Genomic DNA, 25468 nt, shown 5'->3' with positions numbered 1-25468 from the left:
AAAGGAGCACCCTTTAATCTGGAAATTTGATTTTAGAAATTCCAAAAGCTCCTCCGCCCTGTTTGCTTTGTTTTAGTAGCTCGATGTTCAGCTTCACACCATCAGCACTTGCAGCCTCTTTTATACGCTTAAATTTAGCCTCCGCCCTCGCCTTAGCCTCGCGCAGTTCCGCTACGCTTAGTTTTGCGATCTTTTCGTTATGAACTTTGGCTTTTTCTACCTTTTCGGTGTCTTTAGAGTTGGGCACTCTAATTGGCACGAACTGCTCGTACTCCTTGAGAGCCTTTTTTAGCTCCTTGCCGTACTCTTTTTCTTTATTAAACCTTCTTACACCAACGCCCCTTGCCATTATCCCACCAAACCCTAGCTCATCTTTGTTATAGTCTTTTGGTGCGATATCTGCTCCAGTGATATTGGCTACCCCCTGCGCTCCTAGCTGCTGTCCATAGCGGCCAAGAGGAGAGATTGGCGGGAAGTAGCTTTTTGTTAGCTCTAGCAACCTTTTTGTCATCTTTACAGCATTAGGATCATCATCACTTTCTATCTTATAGCCTAGCGTACTTTTACCACTTGCTATATTTATAGCTCCTCCAACAAAGCCTCCATTAAACTCTAGTTTGTCAAATCCATCAAATCTAAAGCCAGGCACCAAACGCCCAGAGTTAAAATACCAGTTTGTATTACCAACTCTCATCCAGCTTTTTACACCTACCAAGTTTGGCAACACGCCACTTTCGGCCCACTCCGGCTTTGCTAGGTTATCTCGCTCATTATCAGCACCCAGCCATGCACTGCCACCACCATAAGCCAGCACGGCTTGCATCATCAAAAATCTATCCGGACGCTTTAATGCAGCCTTTACCACCATCGGAGTTGATTTTACAGCATAGTGTAAAAATGGCTGAACCCCCGTTTTATCAAGCATTTTTAGAGTGCCATTGAAGTGAGTAGAATAATCAACATATGAATACTGCGCATCTTTCATCGCAGCCTTTAGCTCATCTGCACTAAATTTGCTAAAGTCATTTACGTTAAAGCCTCTATCTTTGGCGATCATCTCAAGATTTTTCTTAAACCTAGCTATTTTAAATACCTTATCCTCCATCGAGTATAGATATCTAGCTTTCTCGCCACTCCAGCTACCCTCGGCCATATACGCTTCTTTTAACGCCTTGGTTAAGATATTGCCTTTTGATTCGCTTTGCAAAGGCTTTACCAGACCTTCGAGATCGTTTAGATGACTATCAAGCCCTAGCGAGTTAGCGAGATTCTCCCACTTTTTAAACTGTTTATCCCTTCTCATCCATGCGGCCGTAGTTTTAATTGCTTCATTAAAATCTCCATGCAAAAACGCCAGCGCCATATTCGAGCCAAAGTTGTAAAGATGTGTAAAAGGATTTTTTACCGTTACGTTTACCTTGATATGGTCGATTAGTTTAAAGTATGAGCCGTTAAATTTCGCCATCTCTCGACCTAACATTTCAGCCTCTGCTAGAGCATTGGCGACATCTTCTGGAACATATTTGCCAGCTAGCGCTCCATACTTCTTTATACCTCCGCCTGCACTTTCATCGCTCATCTTTACCCATTTTAGCCCATCAACACCTTCAGGCGGCGCGTCTTTAGCAAATTTATCTGCAAAAAGCTTTAACGTCTGAGCCTTAAGGAGCTGCTTTTTTTGCTCTAAAATAGTGTTTGTGACAGCAAAGGCTGCATCGTCCTCTATCTCGCGCAGTTGCTTTTGCTCCCAGCTCATCTGTTTTCTAGCAAAAAATTTGCTTTGCCTTAGCGCCTTTGCGATACGGCTATTTTCCTTTGCTTCATCCATGTGCTTTTTATAGTAGTGTTTTACGTAGTCTTTGATGACGTTTTTTGACTCTAGTGCTCCAGCATCCACTAGAGCCTGCGCGCCGTCATCGATAGTCTTACGCACCTTTTCATACAGTGGCCTTACATATTCCGGCAGCTCTCCTGGATCCATCTCGCCATCAAGTGCCTTAAACATCGCCTTTCTATTGCCAAAACTTAGTTTGCCAAGATACTCTTTAAACTGGCCAGCTTGTGTATATATGGCAGCTGTTGTTCTATGATATTCTCCTAGCAGATCGTCTATATCTTTAGCATGCTCTCTAATATCCAATAACTTGCCAGCAAATGGTATGTTTTCATCAGTCCACTTTGCAGCCTTATCAAGCCCAAGGCTTGCCTTATCAAAGACATCATCAACCTTTAGCGCCCAACGGTCTAGCAGCTTACTTGATCTTTCTTGGATCTCTTTTAATGGACATTTTTCACTCATTAGCACAACCTCAATCCGTCTTTTATATTTCCATCTTTGTCTAGGTTTTTAGCTTTAAACTCTTCAAATTTAGCTACAGCCACCTTGTCTCCACTCTGAGCTGCTTTTTTTAGCTTGTTTAGCTCGGCAGTCTTTAGTATCGCCTCTTTTTTGATAGGATCTAGCTCGTTAAAGTATGCTGCCTTTACTTCAAAGCTCATATTTTTTAGCCTTACTCTATCTCCTACGCCAGCTAACTCCTGAAGTGCATTCTCTTTTATAGGTATACTATCTATTTGAGACTTTGCGTATGCATCTATTCTTATCTTTCCATCTTCTGCTATATCTATAAAAAATCTCTTTTTATCTCCATCTTTACCTATCTTGTCAAAGTAAATTTTACTATCGCTAATTACTTTAAAGTCTGCGTTTTTTATATCATTTCTTAGGATGGTTAGCTGTTTATTGTTTAAATTTACGCTTTTACCAAGCTCTCTAGTAGCTATCTCTTTTTTATCAAATTTACTTATCAGATCATCTTTAAAATTTGAGTCGTTAAAGCTCTCTTTTTTCATCGCCACTATACTCTCGTCTAGCTCTTTTTCAACGTTTGGATGCTCTCGCTTTATCTCTTCTATCTTACGGCTGTAATAGACTTTTTCCTCGTTTTGCTGTATAATGTCCTTACCGTCTGAAGAGTGTTCTAAGGATTTTATATCACCAGAGCTTCGGACGTTATTGTCCAAGGAGTGTTCTATTGGGCTTTTAGCCGCAGAGCCTTGGACATATCTTATTTTACCCTCTCTTGTTATTAGCTCAAATTTTCTATTCGCCATAGGATAATTAGAAGTTACGTCTAGCCCGCCGTCTCTTTCTTTGATAACCGAAGCGAATTTAACGACGCCGTCTTTATCCCTAAAAGGTTTAAAGAAAAACGTAGTATCTTCAAAGTCCACTACAAATGCGGGTCTTTCAAGAGTTGGTTTTATTAGCCCCAGGTATTTTTCACGACCTTTTAATTCAAGTTTTTTAAGCTGAAAAGAACTTATATTAACTTCCCCTATCGGCGTATCTACCTTGCCATTTGGAAACTCAGCTTTGAAATTTTCTAGGCTGTACTCTTTTTCTATAAATGGCTCTGCCTCTTTTCTTACGGCAGCTTCATTGATACTTCCGTCCTTTAAAATATACTTTTTCTCAAGCTCTTTGCTTAAATTTATCATGCCCTCTTTGCTTACGATCGTCTCATTTGGATTTACGTCAAAGGTTTCGTGCGGGTGCGCCTTACCGTCTAAATTTAACCTATTTTGCACGTTTCTAGCTTCTGCTTCTCCGTGGCTTAGACGGTAGCTCTCGTTTTTTGCGCTAGACCCCCTAGCAAAATCCTCTACCTCCTGGATAGCATGCTGCACTTCGTGCATGAGCGTCGATTTGTCGCCGAGATCGCTTAGCCCTATTTCGTTACGCGCCGGATCATAATATCCTTCCGCTCCCGATTTGTAAATATTCGGGCTATCGCTAAAGTTTCCGTCGTTTTTTACGTGCTTGATTTGATTACTATGAAAAACTATAACGTGCGGATACTTAGCCGCTCCATCCAAATCGTCCATTACTATCCCGTCATATCCTTTTTGCTCTAAAAACTTTTTAAAAGCTCTGCTTTGACTTTCGGGATAAAGTTCGGTATCTATCCCGAGCTTCTCGGCTTCGTCTAGCAAATTTTTAGCTTTTCGGCTATATGGGAAAGATAGATCGATAGGGTTTTTGACGTTGAGATAAACTTGATAAATTTTACCGTCTTGTTTAAATTCGACCGCCGCGCTTTTGCTTTGATTGAACCAAAACCCGTAGCCGCTTTTATCAAACTCGTCTTTAAACTCCGTTATATCTTTAGCTTTGCTTCCGTGATAAAACGTCTTCGGACTTCCGTCAGCGTTTTTGGTAATCGGCGCGCTATCCTTGTGCCACTGCCTCAAATTTACGTCATATTTAACCTCTGGATTGCGAAACTCCATAGGTTTTTTAAGATTTCTATTAGAGTAGAAGGATATAATCGTCTCTGGATGGGATGCGGAGATCCCATCTGTTTTTCATATACCACAACTCTAAATTTCACACCTCCTTTATTAGCCCATTCATAGATTCTACCGCCATGTTCGTCTATAAAAGGCTCCTTATATTTTTGCAGATACTCTCTTATATTTTTACCGATATTTAAAAGCTCACTTTGTGTTATTGCACCTTGTGCCTCTGGTTCTAAATGTTTTTTTATATGTATCGCTCCGCCTTTTTTGCTAGAACCCTTTTCAAACATCAAAGCATCATCTATCTTTTCTAGATCACGCCTTACCAAAGTAGCACTCTTATCATTATAAGCTACATTATATATCCCCCGCTTCTCTCTTTGTGCCACGTCTTTTGTGCTTAAAGAAGCCTCTTTTGGTATATCATTGCTTATCTTTTTAACGCTAATATCCTCTAGCTCCGGATATGCTTTAAATAGCTCTTCATGCTCTAGTAGCTCACCTAGCTTTCCGCCACTTTTAAAATTTGGATTTAGCCTTGCCTTGCTGTCTCCTATCTCAAATTTCCAAGCACCGTCTTTATCCTTAAACCACCCCGTCTTTTGCCAAGTTTCTACCTCGTCCGCGCCCTTTTCTAGCATTGCTTTAGCTTGATCTAGTTTGCCGACGTTTGCCGTGATCGCCTTTTCTCCAGCAAAAGAATTTAAGCTTACGTCCTTGCCGTTTGCATAAAGCTTGCCTAGAAGTTTAGGATTACCTTTTGCCATTTGTGGCATCTTTTTAGCTACGCCTAATATCTTATTATAAAGCTGTGGTGTCATTTTTCTTGTAGTTATTGCAACTGCTTTACTACTGGCTAACCCTGCTAAAAATCCAGCTGCAAATCTATTTGGATTAAAATTTCCATCTTCATCGATAGAATTTAGCGTGCCGGCAACCAAACCACTTGCTATATGAGAGTTAGCATTGATATTTTTGCCACCTTTTGGATTATATAAGCTTCCAAATTCTCGCTCAAAGTCTTCCATATCAGCATATTCACTCCTTTTTTTATACTCATAGCCTAGTGCATCACTGCTTTCAAGATCAGATTTTAGTTTATTAAAAGTAGCCTCATCCATCTTGCCAGCTCTTATCTTTGCGACGTCAGCTTTTGTAGTTAAAAAATCAGCCTTATAATTTTTTTCATAACCTGCTGGAGTTAGCTTATACTCCCAGCCGCCAACTCCGTCGTTGCTTTCAATGGTTCTGTCAGTTATCCTGCTTTTTCCATGCCTTGCATCTTTAGATAATACATTTTCTCTGTCGCTTAAGAATTTATCAATATCATATTCATTTGCAAGCTTTTTATACTCTTCTTGCGTTTGCCCTACATACCCTCTTATCTCATTATCGCCGCTTCCTTGTTCTTCCACCATTTGCTTGCTTGCAGCTGTGGCATCAGTATCGCCATCTGTTTTAAAGGCTGGTCGCTGCTCCATTTGCTCATCGCTCTGGGCTGTCCGCTTTGTCTGGCTAGCGCTTGAAGTATTGCGTCCGCCTTGGCGTAGTATTTGCTCATCGCTTGCTTGTCGTTCTCCTGTTCGGCTTGCATTATCGCCGATATCAGAAACGCTATCTGATAATCCGTTATTTTTTGCTTCTTCATTGACAAAACCGCCCCCTACTTCATCTCTATCTCTGATCTCGTTAGCTACTTCTCTTTGAATTTTATTCTCATACGCATCAGCTACTTTTGAATTTGCATAGTCTTTAGCGATATTTATATCCTTGCTTACGTATGCCTGCGTAAAAGCCTGCACACTCTCATCACTAAATCCTCTTTGTTTTAATCTTACAGCGTAAATTTCCGGAGTATAGGTCTGTGTTGCAATATCTTTTTCAAGTGCATAAAATATCCCCTGTCCTGCAAGTCTAGCATCAACATCAACTCCGTCATTATATGCCCTAGTGTAGTTTATTTCATCTGCACTTGGCTTAAATTTAGCATTGATTAGCTCTCGTGCAGCACTTGGTGACATACCTTGTTTTTGATATTCATTAATAGCTTTTTGCGTATCTGCATATCTTATGGCCGATTGCTCCCTGGCGTTGTTTATACTAGCTTGTGCGGTTTGTATCCTTTCACTATAAGCTTTAGCATAGTCTCTTTGGATCTCAAAGTTTTTAAATTTAGCTATATCTGCATAAGTGTCTGCGTCCGTCCAATCGCTTTTTTCTTTGCCTTGCATAGCTTCTTTTACTACTTTTTTAGCTGTAACTTCATCAAGCCCAGCCTCTTTTGTGGCAAAATCCCTAGCAGTCATTGTCTGAGCCTCTTTTAACTCAGCGCCCACACTATCTCCACTGGCACTATTTACGCCATCTAAAAACTCGCTATTTTGAGCATTGTCTATTGCATCAGCTTCATTTGCCGCCCTACTTGCTTGACGCTTTGTTATGAGCTTACTTATACCTTGGATGCCTTGATCTATCGCGTGTCCTAAAACAAAACCACCGGCTACACCGTAGCCTATATTTTTCAATGTCTCTTCATCGTTTTTACCTTCACCAAGAGCCATTACACCACCGCTTGCTGCACCAGTACCTGCGAAAAATAAGGTCTTTTTGCCAAACTGAGCTAGCTTGCTGCCTTTGCTAAGTAGTCCAGCTCCACCTATAAAATTTACAGGATCGCCAACCATCTCCGTGCCTATTTCGGCTAAACGGCTACCCCATGACGTCTCGCCAGTTGCCTTTTCATAATCATCTCGCAACTTTTGGGCATTTTGTATCTTAGGGCGCAGAGCTTGTTCTATGCTATTTTGATAGGTATAATTTCCATTTTCGTCATGTTTACCTTCATAAAATGGATTTACAAAATCACCTACACGCTCAACAGTATTGGCAATACCTGTGAGTGTCTTAGCAGCACCTAGACCCCAGCCATGTCTTTTTGAGCCAAAATCTTCAAATTTTTGTGCATTTCTAGCCTCTTCCTCATTGATATCTCCACGCATTACACTTTGAACTAGTTTTCCATCCAAGCCAACATCTGAAAGTTCCTTTCTTTTGGCTTGCTTATCAGCAGCATACTGACGTTTAGCCATATCTGTGATCAAGCTTGGCAAAAAGCCCATGCTTTCTAATTGTGCTATCTTTTCATCGCCCAAATATTCACGTATGGCAATAGCCATTTACATCTCTCCATCATCACCAAAAATAAATGGCTTTTTCTTTGATAAGTCTTTTTGTCTATCTTTATATTCGGCTTGGTTGCCTTTTGCCTCACTTCTAGCAGACGATTCTCTTGTTAGTTCATCTACAAAATTTTTATTAAGATAATATCCATCTTTAGTATTTCTTGCCACGCCAAGGTGCGCATATTCGTTATATGTAGCCGCGTTTACTTTCACCCAGTCATCATCGCTTGTGGCGGTCTTATTTTTACTAAAACGCTGCATTATATTTCCTATGGCCAAAACCTCTGCATCGCTCTTACCCTTTGTCTCATTTGGGAAAAATTGTCTAAAAGCCGCTACATTAGCAGCATCTTCTTGTTTTTGCTGTTCTATTCTATCGGCACGCTCCATAGCAAGCGTATTGTAATAGTTAGCTTGAGTATTAGCCCTAGCCCAGTCTACAGCCCTATCTCTATTTGCTCTTAGCTCATCTATACTTAGCTTTTTCTCATTAAAGATACGGTCTTTTTCGTCTTTGTCTTTTTGATACGCTAGCTCATCACCTCTAGCTTTCATTGTATCCGCATGTGAGTTTTTTCTAAAATTTAGCTCATCGTTTCTAAAGAGCTTTTCCTCTTGATATCTCTTATTTTCATCATCTATCTTTTGGCGATTTAGCCCTATATCTCCCACATCTTTTATACCATTTGCAACAGCACCAAGAGCTGCAGCATACCCAGCCTTAGGACTTAGCGGACTTAATTCTGGACGTCTTAAAAACTCTATATTAAAGTAGCCCATTCTTCTTTTTCTCCTCTTCTTCCTTATCACTCATGCTAGCTGCTGATCTAGCCCAACCTTGCTCTAAATTTTGCTGCATCTGCTTTTGGCGTGCTTTCTCATCTTTTAAAATTTGCAAATTTAGATTGTAGTTTTTCATAGCTAGATCATTTTGCTTTTTAGCCTGCCTGCCTTGCTCTACTGCACTCCATATCCCAGCACCAGCACCAAGAAGCGATCCAAAGGCCTTTAACCCATCAGCATTTTCGCTAGCCTTAGATCCTAAATTTTTTAAAAAATCCCACATTTCTTAGCTCCTTTTTTTAATGATATTATTACTAGGACATTTCCTAAAAAACATATATTTTTACTATGCCATAGCTCCACCACTAGCACTATTTCTACCAGCGCCGTTTCTATCATGCGAGCTATTTCTACCAGCATTGCCATGTTTTTCTGCCTGTCTTTGTCTACTTTTTTCACTACGACTCATACCTGAAGAGCTACCACTAGAACTACCATGTTTCTCAGCTTGCCTTTGTCTACTCTTGTCGCTACGACTCATCTTTGAAGCTTTATCAAGATCCCTGGCCATACTCCTAGCCATACCCAAAGCACTATCTCTTTCTTTCTTGTTTAGTCCCTTTTCTTTACCGCTTACTAGATTGTCGCCAACCTGACCTATATACATTCCAAATTTAGTTTTTATGCCAGCTATCTGCCCAGTTCTTTGATAGCTCTCTTTATCATATGCCAAATCTTTTGTTGGTACACCACCAAACATAGATTTTACTCCATCCAAAAAAGATAAAGGTGCTTCATATATCCCATGACCTATCTCATTAAATCCTGCTATATCACCACCAAAACCATAGCTTATATCAAGTCCACTAGCTACTTCAAAGGCTTCATTTAAAATAGACCCCAACACCATGCTAAGCCCTAGCGTAGCAAATCCGGCTTGCAGTCCTAGAGCTTTACCTAAAAGTCCTGCAGCTACATCTGCAATTTTTGCAGTTGAGACTTGGCTTACGACATCTGCTACAACAGCACCACTTACTTTGCCATCATAAGCCCATCCGGCAACTATCGCACCAACAACTCCAAATTTAGCATATGCTATGTTTTGCAAAGTCTGTTTAAAAAAGCCCTTTTGCCTTTGTTCTACCAACCCTCTAAGGAAATTTCCATCAGTGGTAGTTCTTTGACTAATAGATCCACCATCCATAGAAAAACCCATCTTACCACCGCTTTTTTCGTGTAGCCTATTGGCCAGCTTTATTATCTTTTCAGTATCTTCGCTTATCTCATCATATATCTCTTTCTCTCGCCTCTTTTCATCGGCTGTTTTATAAAAGATTATTTGCATAGGCATCAGAGCAAACTCAACAAAATCCTCATTAAGCTCCATCATAGACGAGATCTTATCTACAAAAAAAGGTAAAAAGATAGAAGTGTAATTTATATTAGAAGTCCTGCCGATTGCATAAGCAGCACCGGCAGCAAAGGTATTAGCATAAAGTTCTCCGCCAGCTAGATAGCTAAAGAGATCATCTGGCTCTTTGTTTGTTATGTTTAGTTCGTCATCAAAGGCTATAAACTGGCTCATTTTACTCGCTCAGAAATGCCCCCTTTGGGGCCATTTTGCTCATTTTATTTTAGGTAAATTAAAATTTTTTACCTTTTTAATATTTATACCAGCTCTTTTGATAATCTCATCGATTATATTAAAGAGATATTCAAACATATCCGAAGGCACACTAAGATTTCCATTAGAAACATTTTGCATAAAATCGCCAGTCATCATGCCAGCTTTTATTATTCTATTGTCATTTATCTGCTCTTTTATGGCTACTTGTTGCTCCTCGGCCAGTTTAGTTTCAGCCTTTGTCTTTTCGGTTTGAGCCTTTGTAAGCTCTATTTGCATCTGTAAATTTTGTTTATCAAGCTCTAGTCTATCTCTAAGTCCTTGGTTTTTGAGCTCCAAAGCTTCAAGCTCTTTTTCTAACGTTAAAGCCTTGGTTGCAACATCACCGGCTGCATCCATTGCTTTTGTTGTAAAGGCGATCGTCATCTCAGCCATAAGCGAGGTTATAAATTTAGCCCTAGCATCATCTGTTATCTGAAAGTTATCAAACTCGCTTTTTATATGAGCTAAAGCCTTTTGATATATCGAGCGCTCGCCAGTACTACTTGCCAAAATTGCTTCAAAATTTTCTACAAAATTATCTTTATAATTGATCGCGCTCATGCTAATCCCTTTCTTATTCTGTCTAATTTGTTTATTTTTAACTTCTGTACATTAACCTCTTCTTGTAAACCACCAACAGCCGTCTTAATACCGTTATTTTCTATATCACTTATCCTGCCAGATAGCGCATTTATGGCATTATTTATATCACCAAATGAGCTCTCGTAAGATAAAACCTTACTTTTTAGATCATCTATTTGTGTCTGTTGTTTTTTTATTTTTTCATCTAATTCTTCAATAGTCATACTGCCTCCGCCCTTCTTCTCCAGCCATTGGCATAGACTCTTAAATTTGGATTTTGTTTAATTAGCATGTTATAGTGTTCAAGCTCCGCTCTATCAAACTCTTTGTCAAATTTCTCTTCATCTACTTTATTTATAGCAGCCAAGCTTATCTCACCCATTATGCCATCATCTACTACACCAGCTATTCGTTGTGCAGCTCTTATGGCAGGTTTTGTGTCGGCATTTACGCCAAATATAAACATTTCATTGGCCTTTAACTGACTATTAATTTCACCTAGTCTCATCCTATCCCAATACATTTGCTTGTAAAATTTCCAAACTTCATCACGAAGATCCTTGTTATCAAACAGTACCCTTGATATTTTTTCGATATCACCACCATAAGCTAACGCAGCAAGTATCTCATTCCAACCTTTCCAGGCTGAATGATACTTTTGATATATCCCCATAAATGTCCACTCACGCTCGGTAGGATTTTTGTGTAAAGCTTTTTCGGGGCGACTAAACTCTAAACTCATTAAAATTTGAAAAGCGTTGTTAAAATCTGCCATATTCACTCCTTGTATTAATCTTTTTTTTAAGATTTTTTAACACATTGCTTTGACGTGTTAAAATTTTCATCAAAAAATACTCGCTCTTTATGCTCGCCTTTTTTACTGATATTAAAGCCCTCTACTGGACGGTGATAACCCATAACTCTACTCCATACGGTGCATCTGGTACGCTGTGCTTGTATGCCTTGCAATATCTCACTACTTATCATCGCCAAACTCCTCGTGTTTAAAATTTCCGCCGTAGTCGTCATAGCCATCGTATCTCCTTCCAGCCTTACTTGATACAAAGTCTCTAACAAAGATCAGCGCCTCACTTCCCATCCAAGCACCCACACCACAAATTGCAAAACTCACGTGTTCATCCTTGGCAAAAAAGTAAGCTATCTCATAAACTACATATGCACTAAAACAGCCATCCCACGTTCGTTTGAGTAAAATTTTTATGCCTCCACCACCATTTTTTATAAAAGCGGTGATAGAGCCTGCGCAACCTATGATTAATACATAAAACAAATAGTGTAATTCCACGGCTATGCTCTAAAGATACTAATTATCTTTGCCGGGCTCAATAGAACATTTACTACACCCTGAGTGATGGCCAAAGCTGTGAGCTTCATCTCTTTATTGTAAAAAATATTGCTATAAAGGCGGTACAGGGCGACACTAAACACAACCATAAATAAACCACCAAGTAACAGCACCAAACAGCGCCTAATTTTGCTTTTTGCTTTTGGTAGTAGCTTAATCTCGCTCATTTTTTTCTCCCCATTTTGCTACCGATGCACTAGATTGCGGTACATTTGCATGCACACATTGCTTTAGAAGATCTTCGCAGGCTTTAAAATACTCTGCTATCTTTTTTTGATTATCTGGATCGTTTCTGTCTCGCTCTGGTTTTTGTGGCATTTTATCGATGCAAGATACTGTGATATATACATCTTGATATTCTGTTTGCTTAATGATTTGTGGCTCTTTACTTGCACAGCCTGAAAATATAGCGACAAGAAAAAGCGTGATCTTAACGTGCCAGCTCATCAAAAATCCTTTCGCAACGCTCCAGCTTCTCTTCGCAGCTTTGCGTAACCAGTGGCTTGATACCATCAAATTTGCTCCTAGCTTTTTCTTGTGCCTTTTTTACATCAGGTTTTTTTATTTCAAGCTCTTTAAATTTAGCGTTCTGCAACTCGATTTTTGCGCTACACGCCTCGAGATTTGCTTTAACAACTGCACTAATTGCCTCTTTTATCGCCAGTTCGTTTTGTGCTTCCTTTAGTTCAGTCTTAGCGTCTTTAATACCATTTTTTAGACTGTAAATTTCAGCTCCAAGTCCTAGCATTACACCCATTAACCCACCAATTACGATCAACCAAAGCTTATTTGCAATTAAGAAATTCATTCTACTAGCACCCAGTCAGTAGTAAGAACGTCTGTTTGGCTAGCAAGCCACGGCACAACCTTATCGTCAGCCGTCTTCATATCGATGTGAGAACAATAATCAATCTCCTCCCCCTCACCAAAGATAGATAAAAGTGGTTCGCGATTTGCGATAAATTTAGATCCTTTGACTAAAAATAAAAACATCCCTTTGCCATTCCAGCCTTTGCGAGCTACCTTTTTACCTTGTTTTAAAAAACGTATTGCAGAGCCAAAATCAAAACCTTCGGAGATGTTTTGATAAGTGGCTTCAAATACATTTTTAGGCGACCACGAGATGTATCCGTCAAAATTTGGATGATTTTTCTTGCCATCAGCATACTCTATGAGATAGCCATCATCATTTGGATTTTCATCCGTAGGTACTTCCCAGCCACGTAGTTTGTTGTATTCTCCACGGCTCATTGGCATCGATTTGATCTCTTTCATTCCTATGTACTTTTGCATTGTGTCTCCTTTGTTTGATAAAATTTATAAAAAATACAGTCGTCAATAGACGGTAACTATGGCCACCAAATTCTTTATGGATGGCTTCGCTATTTAACCATTTTAAACGGATTTACACACCAAACACTTTTAAGCACCTTCTTATCATCTGCTTCAAGATATGTGTTTTTGTTCTCTTCATTCATCCCACATATATCTTGAAGCTTCCACCCGAGATATATCCTGCAATAAAACTTAGATTTGCCATATCTTATTTCTTTGTAATAACCAAATCGCTCACGTCCATCTTTAAGCCTGCAAGTCACTAGGCACTGAGTGCTTTTTGCTCCTTTGTTTTCTGTAGCTAGAGTATCACCTACGCTTTTAACACTGCTTGCATCTATATCTTCAACCTTTACGCCTAGATACTTCGCGCTAAAGTTTCCTATCCTATTACGATATAACCAACAAAGCCTAGCCCAATAAGTTTTATTTTTGCCGTTTGAGAAATGCTCGTTTTTCCAGCCGTCGTCTCCGTTTATACCGTAGTCGTTCTCATCGAACCACGCTGCCCATTTAGGTAAATTCTCGCTTTTTTCGTCGCAGACTAGCAGAGCGATAGGCACTACGATAAAATGCAGTATTTCGATAGGTAACTCAATAGCTACATTTTTAAGAATTTGTAGTTTTTGCTTTTGGTTTAGCTTCATCTTTTACCTTTGCTTTATAGTTAGGGTATTTAGGGCACTCGCTCCAAGTGCAAGCACCGTCTTTATCCAGCTTTGATGCGCAAATTTCGCACCTTTTTATTCTTACTCTCATTTTAATTCCTCTCTTTGAGCGATTAGCTCTTTATATTCAGCCCTTAGATTTTCAAGTACGGCGCTATTTCCAATAATCAAAGCGTGCTTAATATGATTCTCGCACTCACTTATATCAGCTTCAATTTCTGCTAGCTGTTTGGCTTTTTCATCTATCTTTGGCTCTTTACTTAGCCCCTTTTCTTGTCCTAATTCGGTTATTGTTAGGGCATTGTTGTCATTGTCATAGTAGGTTTCGCCTCGCTCGTCTTTGATTTGCTCCCACTTTCCATTAATAAAAACATTTGCGTAACCAGCTTTTGGCTCAGTTGGTGCGATCTGTGTTGCGTTTGGAGGCATTAGATAGATTGTTTCGCCCTTGCTACTTGCTAGTGGGTCGATTTGAGCTTCTGACTTGTATAAAAACTCACCATTTTTTGTGTCAAAAATATAAATTTTCATAAGTTGCTCCTAGTATTTTATTAACACGACTACCGCCGTGTTATATGGGCGGTTTTCGTTAGCTGTTGGCACTATTCGGCTAGCATCAAAGTTAATATTAGTTCCTGAGCCTCCTACCATTTGTGACCTCCAATTACCATTGATTTCACCCCCAAAAGCCCCTTGAGCTTGTATGACACCATCGGTATTAATTCTAGTGATTATGCTACCAGTGATATTTCTTATTGCATCCCCTTGAGCTATACCCAGAGTGGCTGCATTGCCACCAGTGCCACGCATGAATTTTCCGTCCGCGAAGTTTGGCAATAAGAATTTATCGCCACTTTTACCATACGTATAGCCAATCTCCGCGAAAAGCGCGGAGTATGTATTTTTATCAAGCGCTGATCCGTCACAACGGAGAAAGCCCTCTGGTGTATTTGAGTTTGAGCTATATAAAAGATAGGCACCAGTTGGTAAGCCATCCTTTAATTCTAATTTTTTTACAAATTTTTCATCACTTTCGGTCTTAGAATAGCTATCTACTTTTTCATTTTTATTTAAAAAAGTCTGCTCGCACCACTCTTCGCTAGCTATAACATGCCATATTTCTTTATTTTCACTAGGTTTCTTATTTGTATTTTGTGTTTTTGCCTGATAGAGCTTACCATTTAAAACACTAATGGCACCAGCAGGATACTCTAATGTAGAGATCCAAGGAGTTATGCCATTTTTATGTATAGTGCTAAATTTTTCATCTACTACTCTTTTTGCTTCATTTAAAAGATCCATAATTTTTTTTGATGAGAATGTAGAAATTAAGGCCTCTGCACTATCGTTTATTGTTCCGCTTTTTAGAACCTCTTCTATTTGGGCTTTTAAAGTATCGAATGTTTTTATTATCTCGGCGATTTTATTATACTTACCATCAAAATCTTTTTTATTTGTATCAAATATTGCTTTATCTGTAGCTATCGCCTCGTTTATTTTTTCTATATCCGATTTTATTTTTCTAAGCTCCGCAGGCTCGATTCCCTCTAATCTTTTGCTTAACCCTAAAATTTCCTTACAAATTTGCGTAAATTCTTTATCCACCATTTTTTCACTCCCCTAAAATTTTCTTGCTCATTAGCCTATCAAGCGCTCTTAAATCCTCTCTACCGGCATGCTCACCATTTTGATAAGCAATAAATTGATATATAAAATTTCTATATCCAAGCTCATTGCTATTTAAAAATTTTTCTGGATGCTCGTAGTTATCGATTTGGCCATAAACGATATTGGCCATGTAGTAATCAAGTCTTTTTATGAAATTTTCATCCCATGAATAGTAAGGATCTAAAGCATAATCTATTTTATAAGGCTTTAGCCAGCCCTTTATTCTAAGTGCTTCTGTTAAGTTATATGAATTTTCATCAAAATTATTTAGCTCATATTCACATAAATTTTGTAGATAAAATTTATGATATTTTGCATAAAACTCAGCATGTGCTCTTTTTTTGGCCACTCCATAAATAAGTGCTTTTAAAAGCGATTCGTCAAGAAAATCAACCCTATCATTTTCATTTTTTGGTGTGTTAAATTTCCTCACAAAACGTCTTTTGTCTATATGGTATTCGATACCAAAATTTCTATGATCTATCTCGATCATTTCAAGAGGCGTTACCGCACGCGATATATCTGCTGCCGTCTCTTCCACTAATGATTTTAATTCTTCAAAATCAGGGAGCTTTATATCTCCCCTAACAGATACCTTTAAACGTTGCAAAAACGCCTCATAGTTCATTTTTCACACCTTTAACTTTTTAAGCCATCCAAATGCTACAGGAGTACATACACGAAGTGTAAATTCGCTAACAATCTCTTTTTCTACAGCATCGTTGCTAGTCGGAAGCTCTCTAGTCATCATTGGACGCCAGTTTACTTTAAAGATGTCATCAGCTCTAAAGGCAATGATCTCATTTTGATCTAAGAATGGGTTCAACATAACCTTTACATCGCCATAGCTTGTTCTAATGGCAAGCAGATCCTCTTCAAGGTATTTTTGTGTGATATTGGCTTGCTTTATCTTGTCGAGAATATCTAGCAGCCTATCATTCTGCTTATCATTTACCATTAAGAATTGATAAGGTCTACCTTTGCTCCAGCCGATTTTTAGCAGATCCCGAATCATCTGCATAGTTAAGTCAGTATTATTTGCATCAATCGTATTGTTTGCAGTAGAAAAGCTCTTTAAACCACCACATTTTCCGACTACTGGAGAACCGCCGCTATTTACTCTTTGTACAGCTGCTTGACTTGATAGTAAAATTTTCTCTATAGATTTTTTGTGCTCTACAGAAGCCATCTCGCCTTGATTTGCAAGTATTCCCCTACCAGCTACATCTTTGGCCGGCTCTTGTGATCCGGAAACGCCATAAGTATTTTTCACTATTTGAAAATGATTGCTTAGCGCACTACCAACAAAATACTTGGCTGTTGCTTTAGCTCCACCTTCTGCGTGTGCATTAGCCGCGTCACCATCAGGCAACTCATCATAAAACCATTTATGTCCTACCGCCACGCTCGTACTTCTATCTGCGGGTGCTGCTGTGCTTATTGCACTATAAAAAGGCGTAGATTGCCACCCTATTTGCTTTATAGTGTTTTCAAGCACTACACCCTTACTGCCAAAAGCCTCTTCGGCAGTTACTAATCCAGTTTTTATAGCCATTTTCCTTACTCCTTAAAATAATCTTGCATATAAGGCCTGCTTCTCGCTATCGTTTGCCTCACCTTTGTTGATCTTACCGATGAGCTCTTTTACGCTCACACCACCACCAGTCCCTCTTGCTATGTCAAATTCATCATCAACTTGTGTTTGTGCCTTGCCATGAAAAAATTTTAGATAGACATTCTCAATCCCTACTGGAGTCAGCAGTGCATCGCCAGTACCAGGGTTTTTCTCATCCATCTCTAAAATTTTGTCCGTGATTTTTTGCATATCAAAATCCGGATAACTCTTCCTAAAGTCCGTCTCCATCTGCGAAAGTTGCGCGGCTTGACGCATTCTTTGAAAATCCGCATACTCTTCTTTGTTGAGTTTTACTGAGTCATCAGGCTGCGGAACAGCTGGTGCTTTAGTTTCTGCCTGCACCTGTGGTTTATCTGCGTTTTTTAAAGCAATTTGGGCTTCTTGCGTCTGTGTTTCCTCTGCAGCCGCTAGTCCCTCCAAATCCTGGTCATAGATATCTGGCATTATTCATTACCTCCTAAATTTAAACCTTTCTGCGACTCATTTGTCTTAGGAGCGCTATCGGCCTTATTTTTGTCCTCCTTTTTGGTCGCTTCTTTTAGCTTTTTATTCTCAGCTTCAAGTTTTTGAATTTTTTGTGATAAAGCTAGATTTTCGCCAGCTGAAGCACTTACATGATCTTGTAAGTTTGTACACTCTTCTTTAAAACGCTCTGCCTCACCTTTTGCCTCTAAAATTTCAGCCTTCAAGCGTTCAATTTCGTTTTTAGCCTTAGCTAGCTCTGGTGCGAGATCTTTTGCGCTAGATGCGATCTCTTTCAGCTCGATCTCGGCCGCCTCGTTTTGTGGCATCTCTTCCCACTCTTGCTCACCTATAATGCTCACGGCGGCAAAGCCATCCTCGCCCTTAGCCCTAACCACAAAATCGCCGATGTTTCCGCCGCTAATCTGCCCCTCTTCTTCGCCTTTTTTATAGACACTAAGTCCGTTTGTAGCCAAAGCGACGATAACACCAAGAACCTCGTATTTGTCCTTATATGCCATTTCTTCTCCTTTAAAATTTTTATTATTTTATTTGTCTGCATCCTAAAAAACGTAAAAATTTTTAAGTCATATCCTTTCAAATTCCGCCGTTTACTAAAGCTGTCATCTCCATATCTTCTTCACTAGGTTCATTTTTTATTTGTGCTTCTTCATCTTGAGTCACAGCCTCTGCTTGTGCCGCCATCATCTGTGCCATAGCCTGATCAACTTGTTCTATTGGCGCATTTTCACCAAGAATTAAAGTTAGTACTTCTTTTACGATTTCGCCCGTTATTTGCGGTGAGCTTATTTGATTTTGGGCTAGCACGCCCAGTAGCCCGTTTAGTTGATTGATTTTTACTTCATTTGCTATTGTCGTGCCGAAATTTACGGAGATGTCAAAGTCCAAGCGGTTCGCCTTTCTTTGCGCAAGCGTACCGATCGCGTCTATCACGCTCTCGTCTTCGGTGATTTTTACGAATTCATCGTCGCTTACGAAGCGATAAAGCAGCTCTACGAAGTGCTGCGCATAGCTTGAAAGCATAGTTTCTAGCAGAGTCTGCATCATGCTCTCTATTCTCATCGAGCTTGCGGCGTTCACCGTTTGTAGCGCGCCCATAGCGCGGCGATCGCTCGGGCTGGTTTGACCGGTCATTACGCTATTTACGCCCGTAGCTATCTCGTACTCTTTGCCGAGCATATTTATCTCTTCGCTTAGCTGATACGTAGGCGGCACGGGAAACGGCATTATCACGTCGCTCACTCTAGCGCCCATGTCCGTTTCCACCCTGATGACCTTTTTCCTCGCCATCACGTCGCTTACCGCCACCGCACCCCTGGTTTTATCCACTACGAACGATGGATCTATTTGGTTTTCGGTGATGTCGATTTTTTGATTGCGCTTGATGTTGTATTCTTCTTGGATTTCTTTGACGATTTCCGGCACGCACGAGCCGTATACGGCGTTTTCCTTTTCGCGCATGCTCTCCTCGACGCTAGGCATCGAGTCTATACAGTAGCCGAAGTGAAACGGCAGAGTCGAAAATTTGGTTTCTCTTACCAAAAAATCATTAGCGAAGCTCTTTAGCTCCCACATCTGGCGGCCGTTTACATAGACCTTTTTGTAGATATCTTTCATCTGCACCCTCTGGCTCCACTCTACCTTTGAGCCCAAAATGAGATCTTTGTCTTTACCTTTGTAAAATTTCGTTTTGATTTTTTCTTCGACCTGGCGCACGGATTGACGCCATTTGTAGCAGACGTATTCTATGTCGTTGATATCACTTGCATGCTTGTCGAACGCTAGATCAGTAATTGATATAAAACGTGTAGCGATATCGCCTTGCTCTTTGTCATAAAATAAATTTACTATGCCAAGAGGTAGATATAGTGCGCTCATGACAGCTTTGCTTAGGCCAACACGATGCTCTTTTTTCTTCCATCTGTTTTTCAATACAGCAGTAAGTGCATTTTGTAAGATTAGATCATTATCGCTTCTACGCCCAATACGTGTGATCTCTATTGGACAACGATCGCTCATGAAGCTTGTTTTAAAAATCGCATGAATGATAAAGATGGTAGTTTTTATTAGGGGAATGTATAGTTTTGAGCGGCTTCTCTCAGAGTTTTTGCGTTTTGTAGTACGGTTATCTTCGCCCTCATACTCGGCACGAAATGCTCGCTCACATTCTAGGAATCTTTTTTTATGTTGCTCAAGATCACGAAATGCTCGCTCGATTAAATTTAAATCCTCATTCATAGACTACTCCGTTTTTTTACGTGTAGTCTAATTTATGAGTTTCCTAAAAAACGTATAAAACTATTTAAGGATTAGTTTATCTGCGTTATGACTAGCTCGCCATATATTTAGCATCAATAACATACGACAATCTACTATCTTTTGTTTTAAAAATATATTTGATAATTTCACACCCAGCTCTCTTCCTCTGCATATTCATCATAAATTTCATCATAACTCTCATCAAAAAATCGCCCTGCAATGTACTGTAAAATATAAGCTTCTGCATCCATGATATCATCACTCTTGCTTTCCGTCTCAGGATCAAACCCTAGCAGCTGTGCCTCAAGCTCATCTGTAGCGTTTAAACTTGCATTATGATAAATTTGTCTAGTGCGATAGTAGGGCTCTAAATTTGAGATACGTTTGTTCTTAGAGTTGCCACCATGGCTAAGCGGATCTATTGGTAAATTTACACCAGTTAGCTTTTGAATAGTGTCGATCGTGTAGAAAAAGTCATTTTGCATACCGGCCTTTTCTATGCCGATACGCATTGGGTAAAATGTGAGATAAATTTCGATTACTCGCAAGCTTCGCTCAAACGGAGTAAAATATCCGCTCGTGATGTCGATTATAAAAAGTCTATTTTGCCTGTCAATTGCAAAGGTGACATAGGCGGTCTGATCTCTGCCTTTTCCACTTGATATATCGGACACGGTATAAATTTGGCACTCTTTTAGCCAAATTTTTTCACAATTTTCTAGCTCTATTTTATTTGCTCGTCTGATTTTTAACTCTTGCTTGTTTACTCCATCAGTTACCGTTATCGTCGTAAATGGTTCATCCGTCCTATACTCAACACCCTTAAAATATCTAAAATACTCACGCTTAAAGATAGCCTTTTGCGGATCTATCGCGGCGCACATATACTCTTGATAAAATTCATTTGCCAGCCCTTTTGATACTAGGGTGCTTTGTATTTTTTTGATTTTATCCATTGGGAAGCGAGACGGCCATGAACTTGTACCATTTTTGATGATTGGAATTTTTATGTATATCCACTCTTGTTTGGCATCCATCTCTTCCGTACTATTTACGATATTGTTTAGGATACTATCTTCGTGTAGTATAGTACCCAATATCACAGCCTTACCACGTGTAGGGTGCAAAGTAGGTAATAAATCGGCATAAAACCAGCTACGAAGCTTTTGGCGGTTGGCGTTTGAGTCGATAGGGTATCTGCCGACTTTACTCTCCAGATCATCGATGATTAGCAACGTTGGGCGCATGTTGTCGATATTCATACCACGAGGATCTTGCCCTGCCGAGAGAGATACTACGTAGCATTTTTTCTCTATACTTTTGCCATCTTCATCTTTCATGCCTTGATTTATAATAACCTCAATAAATCCTTTATTCCAAGCCTTACCACGAGCTATGGCATAACCTTTAGCCGATGCCTTATCGATACTCCCTTTGATGGCTTCCAAAAATGCTGTCGCTTTATCCTCGTTGGCCGAGACTATCATAATAAAAGGTTCAGCAGCAAAATAAAGGCGACTTAAGACATAAATTTTATTTAGCAGGGTGGTCTTACCGGCGCCGCGAAATACTGCTATAGCTTTATACTGACCTTCACCGTCAATAAAACGGATTATTTCTAAATGAAATTTAGGTGTCTTGTTTTCAAAAATTTCAGGCTCTACATCTTTGGCAAATTTTAGATATAGTTCAGGAGATAGGTTCATTTATTATCCTTTTTTAATTAAAAAGGGTAGATAATATTTTCCTAAATTTTATAAATTTATATGATAAAAAATAAACGGATATTTTTACGGATATTAAAAAATAAATAAACTTGTTATCATCCTATATTATAGGTATATCTATTTTAAATATGGTAGCCCTCGCTTCCACCATTTTTATCTAAAATACAAATAAAAATTTTATTAAATAGCTTAAATTAAAAAAGCTCTTCTGACTCGAAATAATTTTGTGAAATATTTCGCTCTTTTTCATTGGTATTTACATGAAGCACATAATAGCCTATTTGTGTGTTGCTAGCGTCTATTAGTGGCACCACGCAAAAGTAGTGTGTTTTATAAATGTAAAATTCATATTCTTTAAAATTAATATCACGCAAAAAACCTACTATGTTTAAATTTGCACTGCTTAAATTTTCGATGTAATAATCATTTAAAATTTGATCACTTGGAATGCTTTTACGAGATGGCATCTTGTCTTTTGCCAAAAGAACAAATAGATCAATTCCTTGCTTTTTAAAATAATTTCCAAGTGAGTCAAAATTTAATAAAACCTCAATGTTGCCAATAATTTTACCATCACGTACTACGTTTGAGACAGCCTTATATGCGTTCCAGCATACCACGCCTCGATGCCAACCATGGGCTTGTTTTGATGCCTTGACTCTTGCACTAAAAACCTACTACTAGCGATCATATCGCCATATCTGTTTAGATCCCAACTCCTTACATAGCTTTTTAGATCTTTATCATAAATGTGAAGCTTAATGTTATTATACATCGATGCTGCGCCAAGGGTTTTGGTTAAATTTTCGATATTTTTTATGCATTCATCGCGGCTTTGCCCTAGCAAGCACATCTGTATAGACTCATTTTGAGCAAGCAAGATAGAGATCGCCATTGATGAAAATTTCTCATCATCTATACTTTTATTAAGCTGTTTTACCTGGTAATCAAAAAAGACTCGCATATTATTTTGCATCTTTTCAGCCATATAAGAGCTGTAAAGAAAATAAAAAAGGCTACCAAGCACCGCAAAAACGACTAAAACGATGTAAATATTAAAATATTTTTTGTATTTACTCAAAACTAGCCCTTAACTTTTCTTCTAAAAATTTTGCAAATTTATCAAATTCTGGCAACGCAAGCTCGCTTTTTCTTTTTGGATTAGCCCAAACGCTATCTGGGAAAAATGCGTCATTACTAAATCTAGCAATAACATGAATATGCACATGTGGCACGTAGTTACCAAAACTAGCGATATTTATCTTGGTTGGTTTATAAAACTCAAGCATCGCCTTTTCACTTATAAGCATCGCTTCAAATAGTCTTGCCCTACTCGCTTCATCACAATCGCTTAGCTCACGAAATGGCTTAATGGTAAAAATTTTTATCCAAGGAAGTTCATTGTCTTCACGCTCGATTTTTATAAATTTATCTTCATAGATCATATTTGTTCCTATTTTTATACAAAATTTCTCTCTCTTAAAAGCGTATAAAGTTTGATAGTCGAGATAAAAAATGTCACGATCGCTGGTCCAAGGATCACACCCCAAAACCCAAATGTCGTGATGCCGGCGAGCATCGCAAAGAATATAAGAAGTTCATTTATTTTTGTTGGTATTTTAACCAGCTTTGAGTTTATAAATTTAATAACAAGTGGTTTTAAAAGCGTATCAGCTGCAAATGAGATCACTACGATCGTATAAATTGCGATAGTTATCGCTGCTGCTATGTTGGCATTTGCAAATTCATAGATACTAATAGGCCCCCATGCCAAAATGCCGCCAACAACTGGAATAAGCGAAGCAAAGCTAAAAAAGATGCCAGTTAGCACACCGTCATAGCCGTAAAAACTTGTTATTATGGCAAACAAAAAGCCTTGGATTATCATATTTGCAATGGTTGAATAAAAGACCACGCTCATAACGTTACCAACTTCGCTTAAAATAGACTCTGTGTCATCTTGCTTTAGCGGAAGTGCATATTTTAGATAGCTTATTAGTTCATTGCCATAAAGATTACAAAAGAAGAAAAAGACCAAAATAATGATCATATCAACGCCAAATTTAAGACTTAACTTACCTAGACTTGCAAGATTTGTCGCAAGTTGAGAAAAAAGCATTTTAATATCAAGTCCGCCGATAAATTCTTTTATCTTTGGCTCTAAAAAATTTATCGACTCAGGCATCCTAAAATCATAATTTTTGATAAATTCGATAGTCTTTGTGACATTGTTTATATCAAAGCCAGCTGCGTATTTTGCGATCTCAACTACCGCATAAAGAAGTGGGGCGATAAATAAGCAAAGAAGCACAGACGTGGTAAGAGCCGATGAAAGCGTCTTGCGGTTTTTAGTGAGCGATAAAAATGCGATTTGGACATTTGAAACCGCGACAGCAAGCAGTGCAGCGATAAAAATATCAAGTAGATATGGTTTAAAAAGATAGACCACCAAAGCCAAAGCACAAAATACAAAAATTCCAAAAAATAGTCTATTGTTCATCTCGCTCCCTTAAAATGGGGTAATTATAGCAAATTTATCAGAGCTGCTCATTTGCTTCCCAAATTTGCTCAAGCTCTTTACCATCAAGCTTGCAAAGCTAGCAAGTGTGGCTAGGCTTTTGACATTTTTAGCATGCTACTGGCGCTTAGTAAATTTAGATAAATTTATAGTTTTACGTAAAATTTCTAGCTCAAAAGCTCATATAAATTTAGCCTTTTACGTGCACTGAAAATTTGCCCCGATAATCTCACACTCATCACAGATTTGAACATATATAGTTCCCTCGCCATCTACTAGACTTCCAAGAGGAATTTGTGCTAGATATTTCATGCTTTTGCTACATTTTGGACATTTTAAATACTCAGCATCTTGCTCCCACTGCGGATATCCACCAAGCAAAATTTCGCTATCTATCATATACGAGTAGTGAGCGCAAACCTCGCTAGCTAGCTCAAATTTTTGCCCATCAAGCGTTGCCACAGCGTCTCTTAAATAGTCATCACTCTCGCCCTCGCCCACTACCTCTGTTTGCACGCTATTGCCGTCATTTTGGCAAAAATACTGCACAAGGCCAACACATGTTGGGCAAAATTTGAGCACAGCATCGTTTTTAAGCTCTAAGCCAAGTCGTTTTAGACTCTCTTTTTTGATGATAAATTCCAGCATCTCGCCGCTACAAAATTTACATTTTTCATCACTCAGTGCTTTAAATTTAATGCTTGCATCTACGTTTTGGCTTGGCCCACATGTAAAACACCTATCAAAAACTAGGTTTCTTCTCTTACCACTCTCGTCAAAGCTCCAGCCAGCAACCTGAGCGTATGCGTCAGTATCGACGTAAAGCTTTGCTTTCCAAGGCTTTGGCGCATTATAGAGCTTAAAAAATAGCTCCCTCACCACCTCATCGCCCTGCCATGCAAGTGCGCAAAGGATGTGATTTATTTTTACGATATTTTCAGCGCCATTTAGACTATTTATGAGCTCGTCTCTCACGTCGCTTGGAGCGTTTTTGTAAATTTCAAATGGGTAGTATTCACACTCTTTGGTCACTTCTCTTATTATCTGCTCGTCGCAAATGCCGTGCAGGTAGAAAATATAGACAAGATCGCTATAAATTTCATCATATTTGCCTATCTCGTCTGTGTGAGCTAGGACATTTTTTAACTTTTGCTTAATCTCAGCCTCGCTTAAACCTTGATAAAACTCCAGCTTCTCTTTTTGCCTGCAATCATAGCAGATCCCATCAAAGTAAATCGTCCTTTGCTTGCACCTAGGACAAAGATGTGGCTCGCCCATTTTTGCTCCAAATTT

General features: G+C 39.0%; 25 protein-coding genes and 3 pseudogenes. All 28 read right to left on the bottom strand.

Annotated elements, in window-relative coordinates:
* Positions 1-13: 13 nt before the first annotated feature.
* The 28 genes and pseudogenes from A3835_07720 to A3835_07585 all read right to left on the bottom strand — a co-directional run bounded on the left by A3835_07720 (position 14) and on the right by A3835_07585 (position 25453).
* Complete coding sequence (locus A3835_07720; GenBank protein ORI07432.1) at positions 14-2299, bottom strand: hypothetical protein; 2286 nt, start codon at positions 2297-2299, stop codon at positions 14-16.
* Positions 2299-4254: a hypothetical protein gene (locus A3835_07715; protein ID ORI07431.1), complete on the bottom strand. Its 1956-nt coding sequence runs from the start codon at positions 4252-4254 to the stop codon at positions 2299-2301. Before A3835_07715 ends, A3835_07720 begins: the two co-directional genes overlap by 1 nt.
* Positions 4255-4427: 173 nt before the next feature.
* Positions 4428-4691 (bottom strand): annotated as a pseudogene (locus A3835_07710) (hypothetical protein).
* A 2787-nt stretch (positions 4692-7478) separates the two neighbouring features.
* The gene (locus A3835_07705; GenBank protein ID ORI07430.1) at positions 7479-8264 is read right to left on the bottom strand and encodes a hypothetical protein; all 786 of its coding nucleotides are present in this window, start codon (positions 8262-8264) and stop codon (positions 7479-7481) included.
* Complete coding sequence (locus A3835_07700; GenBank protein ID ORI07429.1) at positions 8251-8550, bottom strand: hypothetical protein; 300 nt, start codon at positions 8548-8550, stop codon at positions 8251-8253. Before A3835_07700 ends, A3835_07705 begins: the two co-directional genes overlap by 14 nt.
* A 63-nt stretch (positions 8551-8613) precedes the next feature.
* On the bottom strand, positions 8614-9852 hold the full coding sequence (locus A3835_07695) for a hypothetical protein (GenBank protein ID ORI07428.1): 1239 nt from the start codon (positions 9850-9852) through the stop codon (positions 8614-8616).
* A gap of 39 nt (positions 9853-9891) precedes the next feature.
* Positions 9892-10494 (bottom strand): hypothetical protein, encoded by a 603-nt coding sequence (locus A3835_07690; protein ORI07427.1) that lies wholly within the window; start codon positions 10492-10494, stop codon positions 9892-9894.
* A complete protein-coding gene (locus A3835_07685; protein ID ORI07426.1) occupies positions 10491-10739 on the bottom strand; it encodes a hypothetical protein in 249 nt (82 codons plus the stop codon). The genes A3835_07690 and A3835_07685 overlap by 4 nt, the downstream gene beginning before the upstream one ends.
* Positions 10736-11290, bottom strand: a complete 555-nt coding sequence (locus tag A3835_07680; protein ID ORI07425.1) for a peptidoglycan domain protein — start codon at positions 11288-11290, stop codon at positions 10736-10738. Before A3835_07680 ends, A3835_07685 begins: the two co-directional genes overlap by 4 nt.
* 26 nt (positions 11291-11316) lie before the next feature.
* Positions 11317-11502, bottom strand: coding sequence for a hypothetical protein (locus A3835_07675; protein ORI07424.1), 186 nt, complete (start codon positions 11500-11502; stop codon positions 11317-11319).
* Positions 11492-11821, bottom strand: a complete 330-nt coding sequence (locus A3835_07670; protein ID ORI07423.1) for a hypothetical protein — start codon at positions 11819-11821, stop codon at positions 11492-11494. The genes A3835_07675 and A3835_07670 overlap by 11 nt, the downstream gene beginning before the upstream one ends.
* A 2-nt stretch (positions 11822-11823) precedes the next feature.
* Positions 11824-12048 (bottom strand): hypothetical protein, encoded by a 225-nt coding sequence (locus tag A3835_07665; GenBank protein ID ORI07422.1) that lies wholly within the window; start codon positions 12046-12048, stop codon positions 11824-11826.
* A gap of 52 nt (positions 12049-12100) precedes the next feature.
* Positions 12101-12328: pseudogene (locus A3835_07660) on the bottom strand (hypothetical protein).
* Entirely contained in the window at positions 12312-12689 is a 378-nt protein-coding gene (locus tag A3835_07655; protein ORI07421.1) for a hypothetical protein, read from the bottom strand. Before A3835_07655 ends, A3835_07660 begins: the two are co-directional and overlap by 17 nt.
* Positions 12686-13174, bottom strand: coding sequence for a hypothetical protein (locus A3835_07650; protein ORI07420.1), 489 nt, complete (start codon positions 13172-13174; stop codon positions 12686-12688). Before A3835_07650 ends, A3835_07655 begins: the two co-directional genes overlap by 4 nt.
* Before the next feature lie 89 nt (positions 13175-13263).
* On the bottom strand, positions 13264-13863 hold the full coding sequence (locus A3835_07645) for a hypothetical protein (protein ORI07419.1): 600 nt from the start codon (positions 13861-13863) through the stop codon (positions 13264-13266).
* Positions 13864-13971: 108 nt separating this feature from the next.
* Positions 13972-14415, bottom strand: a complete 444-nt coding sequence (locus A3835_07640) for a hypothetical protein (protein ID ORI07418.1) — start codon at positions 14413-14415, stop codon at positions 13972-13974.
* A gap of 9 nt (positions 14416-14424) precedes the next feature.
* Positions 14425-15492, bottom strand: coding sequence for a hypothetical protein (locus tag A3835_07635; GenBank protein ORI07417.1), 1068 nt, complete (start codon positions 15490-15492; stop codon positions 14425-14427).
* A 4-nt stretch (positions 15493-15496) separates the two neighbouring features.
* The gene (locus A3835_07630) at positions 15497-16180 is read right to left on the bottom strand and encodes a hypothetical protein (protein ORI07416.1); all 684 of its coding nucleotides are present in this window, start codon (positions 16178-16180) and stop codon (positions 15497-15499) included.
* A 3-nt stretch (positions 16181-16183) separates the two neighbouring features.
* Entirely contained in the window at positions 16184-17107 is a 924-nt protein-coding gene (locus A3835_07625; GenBank protein ORI07415.1) for a hypothetical protein, read from the bottom strand.
* Positions 17108-17119: 12 nt separating this feature from the next.
* On the bottom strand, positions 17120-17632 hold the full coding sequence (locus A3835_07620; protein ID ORI07414.1) for a hypothetical protein: 513 nt from the start codon (positions 17630-17632) through the stop codon (positions 17120-17122).
* Positions 17632-18171: a hypothetical protein gene (locus A3835_07615; protein ORI07413.1), complete on the bottom strand. Its 540-nt coding sequence runs from the start codon at positions 18169-18171 to the stop codon at positions 17632-17634. Before A3835_07615 ends, A3835_07620 begins: the two co-directional genes overlap by 1 nt.
* Positions 18172-18247: 76 nt before the next feature.
* Positions 18248-19909, bottom strand: a complete 1662-nt coding sequence (locus A3835_07610) for a hypothetical protein (protein ID ORI07412.1) — start codon at positions 19907-19909, stop codon at positions 18248-18250.
* 167 nt (positions 19910-20076) lie between these two features.
* Positions 20077-21636, bottom strand: coding sequence for a hypothetical protein (locus A3835_07605; protein ORI07411.1), 1560 nt, complete (start codon positions 21634-21636; stop codon positions 20077-20079).
* 215 nt (positions 21637-21851) lie between these two features.
* A pseudogene (locus A3835_07600) lies at positions 21852-22738 on the bottom strand (chemotaxis protein).
* A complete protein-coding gene (locus A3835_07595; protein ID ORI07410.1) occupies positions 22731-23102 on the bottom strand; it encodes a histidine triad (HIT) protein in 372 nt (123 codons plus the stop codon). Before A3835_07595 ends, A3835_07600 begins: the two are co-directional and overlap by 8 nt.
* 14 nt (positions 23103-23116) lie before the next feature.
* The gene (locus A3835_07590) at positions 23117-24157 is read right to left on the bottom strand and encodes an AI-2E family transporter (protein ID ORI07409.1); all 1041 of its coding nucleotides are present in this window, start codon (positions 24155-24157) and stop codon (positions 23117-23119) included.
* Between the two features lie 216 nt (positions 24158-24373).
* Entirely contained in the window at positions 24374-25453 is a 1080-nt protein-coding gene (locus tag A3835_07585) for a cytochrome C (protein ID ORI07408.1), read from the bottom strand.
* Positions 25454-25468 lie beyond the last annotated feature (15 nt).

Origin of the sequence: Campylobacter concisus, from assembly GCA_002092835.1 — a bacterium.
Classification (GTDB): domain Bacteria; phylum Campylobacterota; class Campylobacteria; order Campylobacterales; family Campylobacteraceae; genus Campylobacter_A; species Campylobacter_A concisus_K.
The sequence above is the reverse complement of the archived record's forward strand: the minus strand, read 5'-3'. Positions and strand labels throughout refer to the sequence as shown.

Bases quoted from the DNA above. Each gene is read 5' to 3' on its own strand.
- A3835_07645 (ORI07419.1), bottom strand. From the start codon at position 13,863: ATGAAGCTAAACCAAAAGCAAAAACTACAAATTCTTAAAAATGTAGCT.
- A3835_07680 (ORI07425.1), bottom strand. From the start codon at position 11,290: ATGGCAGATTTTAACAACGCTTTTCAAATTTTAATGAGTTTAGAGTTT.
- A3835_07700 (ORI07429.1), bottom strand. From the start codon at position 8,550: ATGTGGGATTTTTTAAAAAATTTAGGATCTAAGGCTAGCGAAAATGCT.
- A3835_07610 (ORI07412.1), bottom strand. From the start codon at position 19,909: ATGAATGAGGATTTAAATTTAATCGAGCGAGCATTTCGTGATCTTGAG.
- A3835_07690 (ORI07427.1), bottom strand. From the start codon at position 10,494: ATGAGCGCGATCAATTATAAAGATAATTTTGTAGAAAATTTTGAAGCA.
- A3835_07595 (ORI07410.1), bottom strand. From the start codon at position 23,102: ATGATCTATGAAGATAAATTTATAAAAATCGAGCGTGAAGACAATGAA.
- A3835_07705 (ORI07430.1), bottom strand. From the start codon at position 8,264: ATGGGCTACTTTAATATAGAGTTTTTAAGACGTCCAGAATTAAGTCCG.
- A3835_07695 (ORI07428.1), bottom strand. From the start codon at position 9,852: ATGAGCCAGTTTATAGCCTTTGATGACGAACTAAACATAACAAACAAA.
- A3835_07665 (ORI07422.1), bottom strand. From the start codon at position 12,048: ATGAGCGAGATTAAGCTACTACCAAAAGCAAAAAGCAAAATTAGGCGC.
- A3835_07585 (ORI07408.1), bottom strand. From the start codon at position 25,453: ATGGGCGAGCCACATCTTTGTCCTAGGTGCAAGCAAAGGACGATTTAC.
- A3835_07635 (ORI07417.1), bottom strand. From the start codon at position 15,492: ATGGTGGATAAAGAATTTACGCAAATTTGTAAGGAAATTTTAGGGTTA.
- A3835_07605 (ORI07411.1), bottom strand. From the start codon at position 21,636: ATGAACCTATCTCCTGAACTATATCTAAAATTTGCCAAAGATGTAGAG.
- A3835_07675 (ORI07424.1), bottom strand. From the start codon at position 11,502: ATGATAAGTAGTGAGATATTGCAAGGCATACAAGCACAGCGTACCAGA.
- A3835_07720 (ORI07432.1), bottom strand. From the start codon at position 2,299: ATGAGTGAAAAATGTCCATTAAAAGAGATCCAAGAAAGATCAAGTAAG.
- A3835_07655 (ORI07421.1), bottom strand. From the start codon at position 12,689: ATGAATTTCTTAATTGCAAATAAGCTTTGGTTGATCGTAATTGGTGGG.
- A3835_07640 (ORI07418.1), bottom strand. From the start codon at position 14,415: ATGAAAATTTATATTTTTGACACAAAAAATGGTGAGTTTTTATACAAG.
- A3835_07625 (ORI07415.1), bottom strand. From the start codon at position 17,107: ATGGCTATAAAAACTGGATTAGTAACTGCCGAAGAGGCTTTTGGCAGT.
- A3835_07620 (ORI07414.1), bottom strand. From the start codon at position 17,632: ATGCCAGATATCTATGACCAGGATTTGGAGGGACTAGCGGCTGCAGAG.
- A3835_07615 (ORI07413.1), bottom strand. From the start codon at position 18,171: ATGGCATATAAGGACAAATACGAGGTTCTTGGTGTTATCGTCGCTTTG.
- A3835_07650 (ORI07420.1), bottom strand. From the start codon at position 13,174: ATGCAAAAGTACATAGGAATGAAAGAGATCAAATCGATGCCAATGAGC.
- A3835_07685 (ORI07426.1), bottom strand. From the start codon at position 10,739: ATGACTATTGAAGAATTAGATGAAAAAATAAAAAAACAACAGACACAA.
- A3835_07590 (ORI07409.1), bottom strand. From the start codon at position 24,157: ATGAACAATAGACTATTTTTTGGAATTTTTGTATTTTGTGCTTTGGCT.
- A3835_07630 (ORI07416.1), bottom strand. From the start codon at position 16,180: ATGAACTATGAGGCGTTTTTGCAACGTTTAAAGGTATCTGTTAGGGGA.